The following is a 12,981-nucleotide window of genomic DNA, read 5'->3' as shown; positions in this document are numbered from 1 at the left end:
GCTTGTTGTTGAGATCTGAAAATACCAAAGTCGGTATCAATCCTTATTGACAAGACCTTTGGTGATTTCATTCATCGCTTTCACCTTGTATTCAAAATCTCCTTTTAAGGTATCGCGATACGCATTCAGGTTATCCAATAGTTCGTCTAATTCTTCTGGCAAAACCTCCTCTAACAATTGTCGAAGCCTTTTAGCGGCTGTTGGAGATTTGCCGTTTGTGCTTATTGCCACTTTCAAATTGCCTTTTGTGACAATTCCCCCCAGATAAAAATCACACAAAGTAGGAGTATCTGCTACATTCACTAGTAGATACCGGTCTTTTGCTTCATCATGAATTTGTTTATTTACAGCTTTATCATCAGTAGCTGCAATGACTAAATGTTTGGCTCCAAGGTATTTTTCATGGTAGACATCCTCAATCATTGTCACTGTATCCGTTTTGCTTGCAAGGGAAATAAAACTTTCCGAAAACTCCCGTGAAACTGCAGTTACTTGGGCTTTGGGACTGGATTTTAGCAGAAATTCCAACTTCTCAGTACCCACATTCCCTCCTCCTACCAAAAGGATATTGAGTTGGTGCACTTTTAGGAAAATAGGATAAAGCTGATTCATTGGATTTCGGATAATCTTTGAGATGTCATTTCGAATGAGGAACGATTGAGAAATCTCCTCGAAGGTTTAGTAGATACAAACCTTTTAAACAACGTACTATTTTATTTTTACAAAACCTTCGAGGCCAGAAAAAAACCTCAGAGGTTATACTTCACAGCTTCCCGATAAACTTCAGCTAGCTTCAAACTTTCGCGAACTACATTACCAATGATAATAATAGCAGGAGCCTCCACTTTGTTATCTTCTGCTTTTTGTTCAATATCTCCGATGTACCCAGCAGTAATTTTTTCATCTCTGGTAGTTCCACTTTGGATGATTGCAATCGGCAATTCTGATTTCCCAAATTGGCTATAGACTTTCACTATTTCAGAAAGCTTTTTTGTACCCATCAGCACTACCACAGTAGCAGTTGATTGAGCTGCTAGAGCCAAATCCTTGGATAATTCACCCGCAGAGGTTGTGCCTGTAACCACCCAAAAACTTTCGGAAACGCCCCTTTTTGTAACAGGAACTCCTGCAGCAGCTGGAACAGCAATAGCAGATGTAATCCCGGGTACAACTTCTGTTGGAATGCCAAATGTTTCTATGTAATCCAATTCTTCCGCACCTCTTCCAAATACAAAAGGATCACCGCCTTTTAAGCGAACCACATGTCCATGTTTTCTGGCCATCTCAACGCAAAGTTCATTTGTGTCTTGCTGTGGATAGGAATGCTTACCAACACGCTTGCCTACAAATATCTTGATTGCAGTATCTGGAGCATGCTTCAGCAAAACAGGGTCTATCAATGCATCATACAAAACCACATCTGCTTTATTCAAAGCCAACACAGCCTTGAGGGTGATCAGATCCGGATCACCCGGACCTGCTCCAACCAATGTTACTTTAGGTTTGAATTCTATTTTCATGCCTCTACTTCGGCTTCTCTGAAGCTTTTTAGTTTTCCATAAATTTCAAGAGCCTGCGCCGCGTAGGCCTTAGCAAAAGCCTCCGTAGGTTCATTTTTATTGATTTCATAAACTTTCTCTGCGAAAGTTCCTCCTAACTCGATCTTACTGGTTTCAGTAAATTGCTCATCAAATTTTGAAATGATATTTGCGTAGCTATTCGTAGAAATATCTTCGCCAAGCAATAAAGCTTTAGCTGCATTAATCAAACCAGCATAGTGATGATAAATGCTATCAGACCATCTTCCTTCATCTAAAGAAGCTTTTCCCAAATCCATTTTTTCATAGGCTTCTAAAAGCAATGTGGAAACCAAATCCAAAACAACTCCGGCGCATTCTCCAACTCCCACTGCAATCTTATATTCCTCCGAATTACCCCAATCGATATAATCTGCAGGTGTTACAGTAGATGCATCTCCAAGTTCTTTAAGCAATTCATAAAAGTAGATTTGACCCTTCTCATCATAATAGCTTAGGAAGTCTTTTCCTTGAGCATTTGTCTCAAAATCATTCAACAGAATCCTCAAAGCTTCAGGACCTCTTTTACTTGGAATTTTGGTTACTTTATCTGCAAACCTTCCATTTCCATCTCCCAGATTTCCTCCACCTAGTAATACCTGCAAGGCAGGAATCACAACTTTTCCAGCTTTCATGGACATGCCTTGGAATCCAATGTGCGCCATGTTATGCTGTCCACAAGCATTCATACAGCCAGAGATCTTGATGACTAGGTCCTTATTCTTTAGATATTGAGGATATTCCGCCAAAATCACTTTTTCCAACTCTGCAGCAATACCGGTAGAGCTGGCAATTCCTAGATTACAGGTGTCAGTTCCTGGGCAAGCAGTAATATCTGCAAGTGTATTATATCCTCGCTCTGCAAGACCTATTTTCTTCAATTCCTGATAGAAGTAAGGAGCTAAATCAGCTCTAACATCTCGAATCAAGAAGTTCTGACGAAGGGTAAATCGGATTTCAGCATTGGCATACTTTTCCACCAAATCAGCCAGCTTCCTAGCCTGATCAATGTAAAAATCCCCTAAAGGAACCCGCACGCCGATGGAGACAAATCCTTCTTGTTTCTGTGGAAGGACATTGGTCAGCTTCCATAATTCATAATCCAGTCCAGGCTCACTATCCAAAGTTGCTTCAGGAGCATTTGGCAAAGTCTGGGAAGCCTCATATGAGGTGGCGTCAATTGGAAAAGAAGTGAAAGGCAAAGCTTTCTTCTCTTGCTCAACCAGTTCCAGGAAGGCATCCAAACCTAGATCTTTTACCAGAAATTTCATTCTGGCTTTATTTCTTCTAGCTCGCTCCCCATGTCGATCAAAAATTCTTAGGACAGCTTCGATAAATGGGATGATCTGATCTGTTTCCAAAAATTCATACACCACATCGGCATGTCTTGGCTGAGAGCCTAATCCTCCACCCAATAACACTTTGAATCCACGAACATCCTCACCGTTTTGGGACTTGATTTTTGGAATGAATCCTAGATCATGCAGGTAACTCAAACCAGTATCTTCATCAGAAGAAGAAAATGCCATTTTGAACTTTCTGCCCATTTCCTGGCAGATCGGATTTCTCAAAAAATACCTAAATGTAGCATCTGCATAAGGTGTCACATCAAATGGTTCATTTGGATCGATCCCGGCAGTTTCGGAAGCAGTTACATTTCTGACCGTATTTCCGCAAGCTTCTCTCAGAGTAATATCATCCCGCTCTAATTCTGCCCATAATTCTGGAGTTCGGTCCAGACTTACATAATGTATTTGAATATCCTGTCGTGTGGTGATATGTAGTCTTCCAGTGGAATATTCCTCAGAAACCTTAGAAATCCTTCTCAATTGATCCGAACTCACCCTTCCATAAGGCAATTTGATGCGGATCATCTGAACTCCAGGCTGTCGCTGTCCATAGACACCTCTGGCTAAGCGGAGACTTCTGAACTTTTCCTCGTCAATCTTACCCTCTTTGAAAAGTGCGATTTTACGCTCTAAATCAATGATATCTTGCTCTACAATTGGATTTTCTAATTCGGTTCTAAAGCTTTGCATGGCTTTACTTGTTTTTCCCTATAGGGATTGTGGTTAAAATGTTTGAGTAAAACGTCCGGGGTTTTTCCGGACGTTTTTGTATTCATGAATCGATGTGTTTCAATCGATTACCTAGGTTGCTGCTTAATCGATAAATCCGACAGAAACTGTGTCAAAATCCCCTTCTTCGATCAGGATAAAACTTCCATTGGATTTATTATCCTTGTAAGAATCGAAGTGTATTGGCTTGCTCAGTCTGAAACGAACCTTCCCAATATCATTGAGCTTTAATTGATCTGTTTCCTCTGTTCCAGAAAAATCGGTATGGATTTTTGCTTCGATCTGATCCACTTTGGCCAAAACACGGTTGACTCCATGTTGTAAAATATACTTCGCCCCAACGCGTAAAGCTTTGCTGTTTACCTGACAAATGGTAGCAGAGATCTGCTTTTCACTTTGTGGAACATGGGAGCTTTTGACCAGCATATCCCCTCTGCTCAAATCAACTTCAGTCTCCAAAGTCACAGCAATCGAGCTACCCGGAGCTGCTTCGTCGATTTCTTGATCAAAGAAGTGGATGCTTTTAATTTTAGAAGTATTCAAAGAAGGAAGCAAGGTTACCTCATCTCCAACTTTCAAACTGCCTCCATAAAGTTTTCCTGAGAATCCTCTAAAATCATGAAACGCTTCAGTTTTTGGTCGGATCACATATTGAATCGGGAATCTGGCAACAGAGCTTTCCTGCAAATCTTCAGGCTCAAGCACTTCCAAATGATCCAATAATGTATTTCCTACATACCAAGGCATTTCCTCAGACTTGGAAGCTATATTTTCTCCTTTCAAAGCAGAAACAGGAATGAACGTGATTTGATCTTCAGAAAAATCAGACTTTTCCACCAAGACATCAAAGTCCGATTTAATTTTCAGGAATGTCTCCTCGTCATAATTCACCAAATCCATTTTATTTATCGCAACTACGACATGGCTGATGCGAAGCAAATTGGCAATGAAAAAGTGACGATAAGTTTGCTCAATCACACCTTTTCGCGCATCAATCAAAATAATAGCAACTTGAGAGGTAGATGCACCAGTCACCATATTTCGGGTATACTCGACGTGACCAGGAGTATCGGCTACGATAAAATTGGTCTTTTCGGTATTAAAGTAAATATGAGCTACGTCGATAGTTATTCCCTGCTCACGCTCAGCTACCAAGCCGTCAGTTGCCAAAGAAAAATCCAAGTAATCGTACCCGCGTTGTTTGGAACTGCGTTCGATTGCCTCGATTTTATCAGTAGTCAAAGATTTGGTATCGTATAATAATCGTCCGATCAATGTGCTTTTGCCGTCATCTACAGAGCCGGCAGTAGCGATTTTGATTAGTTTTCTTCCTTGTATATCCATTATTGTTCTTTTTCTTGACGAAATACTGTAGAAAAACTATTGAAATAGGCTTCACTTTGTTCAGCGAAATACATAGCGATAATTTATCCTTATCTTATCCCGCTTGGGGGATCTATTTCAATTGTATTTCCATTTTATCTTCTAAAAATATCCCACTTTCTTTCTGGTTTCCATCGCAGCTTCGGATCGCTTGTCGTCGATTCTAGCTCCTCTTTCGGAGATGGTGGATTCTCTGATTTCTCCTACTACATCATCCAAGGAAACTGCTTCCGAGAGTACAGCGGCAGTACAAGTCATGTCTCCCACAGTTCTGAAACGAACCATTTTAACCATCACTTCTTCATGAGGCTCTCTAAAAACATGCTCATTGGCTGTCCAGATCATTCCGTCACGGAAGAAAACCTCGCGTTCATGAGCGAAATAGATCGAAGGAATCTCAATATTCTCGGTTTTGATATACTCCCAAACATCCAATTCGGTCCAGTTGGAAATAGGGAAACAACGCACATTCTGTCCCACATGGATTTTGCCATTTAGCATATCGAAAAGCTCCGGACGTTGGTTTTTCTCATCCCATTGACCGAAATCATCTCTTACCGAAAAGACTCTTTCTTTCGCTCTTGCTTTCTCCTCATCTCTTCTTGCTCCTCCGATACAAGCATCAAATTTGAATTCTTCGATGGCATCCAAAAGCGTCGTAGTCTGAAGGGAATTTCTACTGGAATACCTTCCACGCTCTTCTCTTACTTTTCCCTGATCAATGGAATCTTGCACATTTCTCACGATCAATTCCAATCCCAATTCCGCCACCAATTTGTCCCGAAATTCGATCGTCTCAGGAAAATTATGCCCTGTATCCACATGCAATAATGGAAAAGGAATTTTGGCAGGGTAAAATGCCTTTTGTGCTAACCTGACCAAAGTAATGGAATCTTTTCCTCCAGAAAAAAGCAAAACCGGACGCTCAAATTGCGCCGCCACCTCACGAATGATGTGGATCGATTCTGCTTCTTTTGGATTAGGTATTAATAGGTTGTTCATTTCCTTACTATTTATGTCTTCGAATTGACTTCATTATTTCCAAAAGGACCTTTTTCGAAGTAATTATTTCTGAAATCTTACGTCTTAAATCTTATATCTCACTTGGCATGCAGGCCACATTCTTTTTTAGAGTCTTCCCACCACCATCGACCTGCTCTGGCATCTTCTCCTTCCATAATTGCACGGGTACATGGAGCGCAACCGATACTGATAAAACCTTTATCATGGAGAGGATTGTATGGTATATTCTTTTCAGAGATATAGGCGATCATTTCTTCAAAAGTCCAATCCAACAAGGGATTGAATTTTAGGATCTGGTTGCCTTCATCCCATTCAATTCGCTTCATTCCCGATCTGTTGGCAGATTGCTCAGCACGAAGACCAGTCACCCAAACTTCATTTCCTGCCAAAGCTCTTTTTAAAGGCTCTACTTTTCTTACAAAGCAGCAGGATTTGCGATTTTCTACAGAGTCGTAAAACCCATTGATACCAATTTCTGAAACCAGTTTTTCTACTGATTCAGTAGTAGGGTAATAGACTTTGATGTTTTGTTTGTATTTAGCCTCAGTTCTGGAAAGTAGATCCAAAGTCTCAGGAAATAATCTTCCTGTATCTAGTGAAAAGATAGAAATTGGCAAATTAGCCGCAGCAATCAATTGCGTGATCACCTGATCTTCCTGTCCCAAAGAAGTTGAGAAAGTGACTTTTCCAGGAAACAAATCTGCAATCAAAGCCAACCCTTCCTGTGCGCTCAGTTCACTAAGCTGAGCCTCTAATTCATGCATATTCTTTTTGAGTGTCATCGGCTTTTACTTTAGGTACAGATTCCCAAACTCGCTCATGGAAATAGAATAAAATGATCTTAGAGAATACTTCTACCGATCCAATGGATAAGGCCATTACAAATTCTCCTGTCACAAAGTAGGAGATAATAATAGTATCGATCGTACCGACAATTCTCCAAGAAATGGATTTTAGCAGACTCTTTACATTGCTGTCTTTGCCAGGCTTACTGCTAAATAGCTTCTTAAGTGGTTGGTCTAAAATCATATCAGGTTTATACGAGCGTAAAGCACAAAAGTATATAAACCCTATTTATTTTATAGGGTTTATGGTGAAAAAATTTTATCCTATTTTTAAAATATCTTCTAAGGTCTTGTTTTCCAGTATTTTAAGTGTTTCGTCTCTTACCTGAATCATTACCTTATTAATTCCGCAAAGCGCTTCCGTTTTACATTCAGCACAGGGTTCGTAGTAATTTAAACTTACACATGGTAGCAGAGCAATAGGTCCATCGAGCAGACGGATTACTTTGGAAAGAGGAATATCCTTAGGTTCTTTGATCAGGTAATATCCTCCACCTTTACCCTTCTTACTTCCTAGCATACCGGCTTTTTTGAGTTCCAAAAGGATGTTCTCCAAAAACTTATGGGAAATGCCATGCTCCTCGGCAATATCTTGGATCAAAACAGTTTTTTCATCCTTATGCTTACCTAGGTAAGTTAGGGCATGCAGGGCGTACTTGGTCTTTTTAGAAAGCATAAGCAAAAATAAGCTATTTTGGGTAATACCCTAGTATGGTACTAGGCTTTTATAAATATGATATCTTTATACCATGAATTATCCGAGCAAATTTTGGAGCTCAGATTAAACCAATTAATGCTATCTGGTTGCCAAAATAAATTCCGTACAACCTTAATATGCCTTTTACAAACTTTCAAAAAACCTATATCCATAATAATTAGTTTGATGTTTTTTATTCTAACTAAAATAGCTTTATTTCGACAAATTTTTAACTAATTCTAATTTAAAGCTCAATTGATAAACATTCATATCCCTGCTTTTCCTGAATATTTCAGATTATTTCTTATTTGTTTAATTGGTTTCTTTGTGATCAACCATGAATCAATAGCTCAAAAGCGAGACTATATTGTAATCCAAAGCAAAGCCTACACGCAAGGGATAATTAGAGATCTCCCTTCTGAAGAAAATACTGTTGTCTATTTTAAAATTAGATCTCGGGAGGGGTTTAAAAGGTATTCCATTGATGAAGTGGATGAATTAATGTTTAACCAGCGGAAATTTTTTAGAAAAACTGTTCAAAGTAATGGGATCACAAAGACCGTTTACCTGGAACTTTTGCCACAAGAGTTTGATAAGATAAAACTGTGGCAATTGAATCAAGAAAAGGACGAATTCTTTATAGAAACCGAGGACAAATTGATTCACCTGGATGAGTCATATCCAATTGTTCTGGAAGAAATTATTGATAATTCTGACTTAAAACCATTGATAGCCATCACCGGTCTAAATTGGTATGACCTGACCTACTTTTTCAATACAGCAGCACGACATGAAGAAACAAGAACCTATACTCCCATGTTAGTTTTTACACCTTTTGTGGGAATTACTTTTCTGAAAAATCAATTCAATATACCAAACAGTTTACAAGCTGCAACATTAAGCGGATCAGGTGCTAACATTGGTTTCAATGGAGAATTATTCCTGAATTTCAAAAGAAATATTTCACTCAATCTTGGTCCTTCATGGTCATCATTTGGATTAAAAACACTAACTAATTATACAAACGGCCCTTATTTCTTTGAGTCTGATATTTATATGGAGTTCTCAACTATTCAACTTCCAATTACAGGAAAGTTTTACCTCGATATCAAACCAAATAGAACTAGGGCATTTTTAGAAGCAGGATATGTCTTTTCATTCACAGATTTTAAAAAAACCGGAATGTATGTAGCCCAACAAGAAGGGGCTTCAATCACAACATACCATCAGGATTTATTATTAGAAAGCCATTCCAATGGATTTACATTTGGAGTAGGTCTTGAAAAGTATTTTGAAAAATCAAATGGTATTGCAGCGGGCATAAGAAGGACACATTTGGATTCAGGAGATTCCCAAAAAATCATTTCTTTTTCACTCTTTACCGGATTTAAATTTTAAATAGAAATGAACAGAATTTTTAGGTTCACTTGGCTTTGTATCTTAGTCTTCTCAGCTTGTACTTTGGAGGAAACAATCACCCCCCGAAACTATGCATTTGTAAATAGTCTCTCTGCACATTCAATAAATGAAAACGGTGCAAGTATTGATTTCGAAATCCTAAAAGATGGAAAGGCAGAAATAACTGGATTTGGGATCGAATATCTTGAGACAAAAAGACATAATTTTGTTAATAATACCACTCCATACTTTATAATTGAAAAACCCGGTAGACCTTCCCGTTTAGTAGAAACTGTCAAAATCGAATATGATATGATTGCAGGGGAAGAATACATTGCACGTCCTTTTGTTAAGTCAGGTGCAAACACTGTTTATGGGGAGGGGATCCTCTTTCAAAGTATGGGAGTAAAAGCTCCAGAGATCAAAGAAATATCCCAATCCATTATTCTAAATACCACAGAAATAACCATTACAGGTGATTATTTCAATTCCAGGCTTGAAAATAACCAGATTAAAATACCTGGTTTTGAGAGTTATTTCAATATCGAAATACTTAGTGTAAGCAGGACTGAAATAAAATTCAGATTGTCACGCACTTATTTGCCTTTTCCAAGTTCTGACAAAAAATTTAGTCTTCATCTTACCAGTGGAGGCAAAACTATTGTTGTAGAAGATTATTTCACGATGGGATATCCTTTTATTGAAACCATTTATCCCCTTGTGGGCTATGTAGGCGATGAAATTAAGGTGAAATTCAATCCAAATACCTACAATATAAATTCAGAATTATACATCGGTTATAATGTGTATCCTTCGATATCTTACCCTATTGATCAAATTACAGACCAAGAATTTGTATTGCAAATTGGAAATCTACCAGTAGGAAAATATCCTATCAGCCTACGTAGCTACGATTTCTCTTATGAATATCCTGATCATCTAGAAATCCTGAATAGCTGGGAAACCTATAGAAATAGCTCCAAACTTCCTTATAACCTGCTCGATTATTCAACTTTTATAATTGGGGACAAAATGCTGTATTGGAATAGTGACCCAAGTAGTGACCAGAAAATTTTTATCTACGATCTTTTAAGTGATCAAACCAATCAAATTGAACCAATATCAAAGCCTTTTGATAGATACTTGGGAGTCATGGCCGGTGCGCAAGGCAAATACTTATATTACGGACTGGGGCAAACAGGAGATAATCAAAATCAAGTTATATATAATGATTTCAGCAGACTGGATCTCACTACTGGAATTTGGGAAAGTCTACCGCCTTCGCCATTTGAAAGCACAAGAATAAACCGGTCTTTTGAGTATCAAGAAAAAATTTACATGGAAATTAATGGGTATCCTAATTATTTTGTTTTTGACCCTAGCAGTTTGACGTGGAGCGAAAGTCAGTATAAGATTCCAGCACAACTAAGGTATAGTAACTTTAAGGTAGTTGTTAAGGATGAATATATTTATTACTTAGAAAATTTAGGTGAAAACACAGTTTATAGATATAAATTAGGAGAAGCACCAGAAGTATTTGCAACTAGCTACTGGGCTAACACAACCCCAAAAATTCTAATCCAAGGAAACAGCCTATATTTGACCTATTGGGCTTCGGGAATTTTTGAAATAGATCTTGAAAATGGTATAAAAAAACCGGTACAGAGCTTTTCAAATGTTCCTTTATCCAATGCCATACCTTGGGGCAGTTCTGGTGGTTTGGTATTTGTCTTTTTACACGATGGAAATGGTTTGCTTATCGATGAAAAAATCTATAAACTCAAAAAATCTAAATGAATCTAAATGTTAAAAACCCCTTTCTATCTTGATACTAGATTCAAAGGTATATTGTATAAACTATAAAATAATATCCCTTTTTTTGATTATCAGTTAATCATTTAACATTTAGTCATCTTATATTGAAAAACAGTGTAAATTCAGATGTTTGAATGACCAAAAAAATCCCCGAGAATTTCGGGGATTTTTTGTTTTCTTAACTCAACAAAGGTTTGGAAGCCTTGGAGGGTTTCTACTTTTAATTAAAGCAATTCCACACTTCTTTTTACAAAAGCAGTCAGGTCTTTACCAGTTAGTAATCCTTGAGAAAGCTTAGCCAAATCAAATGCCTGCTTGGCCAGTTTGGTTTTCTCCTCTTCTGTTTCTGCTTTTAGCACTTTATCTACCACAGGGTGATTTCCATTGATCGCTACTTTGTAAGCATCTGGAAGTTGGCCATAGAAGCCCATTCCTCCGCCACCAGTAGCAGCCATGTCTTTCATTCTGCGCATAAACTCCTCCATCGTGATAGTCACTGGAAGTTCTTCCGGACTCAAACCTTCCACTTCTACAGTATAGGTTTTATTACCAATCGCTTTTTCGAAGATTTCCTTCACTTCTTTGCTCTGGTCTTCAGTCAGCAAATTCGCATAAGCATCTTCCTTTTGGATCAGTTTCTCTACCACGTCGGCATCTACACGTTTCAATTGCGTCTTCTCCAACTTAGATTCCAAATTCTGGATAAAATGACTATCAATCGGTGAATCCAATACCAAAACATCGTAATCTTTCTTATTGGCAGACTGGATAAAGCTATCTTGCTTCTCTACATCTGTTGCATATAAGATGATGGTTTGCTCATTCTTATCGGTTTGAATAGGCTTTACTTTGGATTGGTATTCTTCGATCGTGAAGTATTCATCCTTTGTGTTTTTAAGCAAAGCGAAGTCCTTTCCTTTTTCGTAGAACTTCTCTTCAGAGATCATTCCATATTTCACAAACAATCCGATATCATCCCACTTTGCTTCATAGGCTTTTCTGTCTTTTTTGTAAAGCTCAGCAAGCTTATCAGCCACTTTTTTCGTGATGTATGAATTGATTTTCTTCACATTTCCATCTGCCTGCAAGAAGCTTCTGGATACGTTCAATGGAATATCCGGAGAATCGATCACACCGTGAAGTAGCATCAGGAATTCCGGAACAATATCTTTCACCTCATCTGTGATAAACACCTGACGGGAGAATAACTTGATCTTGTTTCTCTGAAGTTCGAATTCGTTTTTCACTTTCGGGAAATACAGTACTCCCGTCAAGTTGAAAGGATAATCCACATTCAAGTGAATCCAGAAAAGCGGATCCTCAGACATCGGATATAATTCCTTGTAGAATTTCAGGTAATCTTCATCAGAAAGATCGCTTGGAGATTTGGTCCAGATCGGAGCAGTGGTATTGATGATATTATCAACTTCTACTGACTTCCACTTCTTCTCACCTTTATCATCCACTCCATCTTCTACAGATTCGGTCTTTGTACCGAATTTGATAGGCACCGGTAAGAACTTGGCATATTTGTCCAAAATCCCCTGTAGCTTCCATTTGTCCACGAACTCTTCAGAGTCCTTGTTGATGTGAAGGATCACATCTGTTCCTCTTTCTTTTCTTTTCCCTTTGGAAATTTCGAAAGAAGTAGACCCATCACAAGTCCATTTGGCAGGCTCTGCACCTTCCTGATAGGAAAGGGTATTGATTTCAACCTTATCAGCAACCATGAAAGCCGAATAGAATCCAAGACCGAACTTACCAATGATCTCATTGGCATCTTTTGCGTCCTTGAATTTCTCAACAAACTCTTCGGCACCTGAGAAAGCTACTTGGTTGATGTACTTTTTGATCTCCTCGGCAGTCATACCTAGACCGCGGTCAGAAATGGTAATCGTCTTTTTCTTCTCATCAAAGCTTACTTCGACAGTCGTATCTCCAAGTTCGCCGGTATACTGACCTAATGTCGCAAGTCTCTTGATTTTCTGTGTCGCATCGACAGCATTGGAAACAAGTTCTCTGAGAAAAATCTCATTGTCGGAATAGAGGAACTTCTTGATAATCGGGAAAATGTTCTCGGTATGAATCGAGATCGTGCCTTTTTCCTGCATGGCTATAAATTAGTTTAGTTAAACACTTTTTGACTGCGAAGGGGATTGCAAGTG

Annotated in this window: 11 protein-coding genes; 2 read left to right on the top strand and 9 right to left on the bottom strand. The window is 38.5% G+C overall.

Translation table 11 applies throughout. The features are described 5' to 3' along the window. Nucleotides 1–36 precede the first annotated feature (36 nt). The 8 genes from J0A69_RS05325 to J0A69_RS05290 form a co-directional block, all read right to left on the bottom strand. Entirely contained in the window at nt 37–612 is a 576-nt protein-coding gene (locus J0A69_RS05325; protein ID WP_206585461.1) for a precorrin-2 dehydrogenase/sirohydrochlorin ferrochelatase family protein, read from the bottom strand. A 137-nt stretch (nt 613–749) separates the two neighbouring features. Further along, nucleotides 750–1,520, bottom strand: coding sequence for a uroporphyrinogen-III C-methyltransferase (gene cobA, locus J0A69_RS05320; protein WP_206585460.1), 771 nt, complete (start codon nt 1,518–1,520; stop codon nt 750–752). Next, the gene (locus J0A69_RS05315; protein ID WP_206585459.1) at nt 1,517–3,616 is read right to left on the bottom strand and encodes a nitrite/sulfite reductase; all 2,100 of its coding nucleotides are present in this window, start codon (nt 3,614–3,616) and stop codon (nt 1,517–1,519) included. The genes cobA and J0A69_RS05315 overlap by 4 nt, the downstream gene beginning before the upstream one ends. A gap of 123 nt (nt 3,617–3,739) precedes the next feature. Continuing rightward, complete coding sequence (locus J0A69_RS05310) at nt 3,740–4,999, bottom strand: sulfate adenylyltransferase subunit 1 (protein WP_206585458.1); 1,260 nt, start codon at nt 4,997–4,999, stop codon at nt 3,740–3,742. Between the two features lie 141 nt (nt 5,000–5,140). Continuing rightward, nucleotides 5,141–6,040 (bottom strand): sulfate adenylyltransferase subunit CysD, encoded by a 900-nt coding sequence (gene cysD / locus J0A69_RS05305; RefSeq protein WP_206585457.1) that lies wholly within the window; start codon nt 6,038–6,040, stop codon nt 5,141–5,143. 98 nt (nt 6,041–6,138) lie between these two features. Then, the gene (locus J0A69_RS05300) at nt 6,139–6,843 is read right to left on the bottom strand and encodes a phosphoadenylyl-sulfate reductase (RefSeq protein WP_206585456.1); all 705 of its coding nucleotides are present in this window, start codon (nt 6,841–6,843) and stop codon (nt 6,139–6,141) included. Beyond that, nucleotides 6,818–7,090 (bottom strand): DUF2061 domain-containing protein, encoded by a 273-nt coding sequence (locus J0A69_RS05295; protein WP_206585455.1) that lies wholly within the window; start codon nt 7,088–7,090, stop codon nt 6,818–6,820. Before J0A69_RS05295 ends, J0A69_RS05300 begins: the two co-directional genes overlap by 26 nt. 75 nt (nt 7,091–7,165) lie before the next feature. Next, nucleotides 7,166–7,582 carry an RrF2 family transcriptional regulator gene (locus J0A69_RS05290; protein ID WP_206585454.1) on the bottom strand — a complete coding sequence of 139 codons (417 nt, stop codon included), beginning with the start codon at nt 7,580–7,582 and terminating at the stop codon, nt 7,166–7,168. A 348-nt stretch (nt 7,583–7,930) separates the two neighbouring features. On the opposite strand from J0A69_RS05290, the gene J0A69_RS05285 reads away from it, so the two are divergent. Continuing rightward, nucleotides 7,931–9,001, top strand: coding sequence for a hypothetical protein (locus J0A69_RS05285; protein ID WP_206585453.1), 1,071 nt, complete (start codon nt 7,931–7,933; stop codon nt 8,999–9,001). 6 nt (nt 9,002–9,007) lie between these two features. Next, nucleotides 9,008–10,798 carry a Kelch repeat-containing protein gene (locus J0A69_RS05280; protein WP_206585452.1) on the top strand — a complete coding sequence of 597 codons (1,791 nt, stop codon included), beginning with the start codon at nt 9,008–9,010 and terminating at the stop codon, nt 10,796–10,798. Nucleotides 10,799–11,040: 242 nt separating this feature from the next. Here the strand turns inward: J0A69_RS05280 and htpG are convergent, their stop codons facing one another. Then, complete coding sequence (gene htpG / locus J0A69_RS05275; RefSeq protein ID WP_206585451.1) at nt 11,041–12,927, bottom strand: molecular chaperone HtpG; 1,887 nt, start codon at nt 12,925–12,927, stop codon at nt 11,041–11,043. Nucleotides 12,928–12,981 lie beyond the last annotated feature (54 nt).

It is taken from the genome of Algoriphagus pacificus (genome assembly GCF_017254845.1).
GTDB lineage: Bacteria > Bacteroidota > Bacteroidia > Cytophagales > Cyclobacteriaceae > Algoriphagus > Algoriphagus pacificus.
This window is presented reverse-complemented; position numbering and strand designations above follow the sequence as displayed.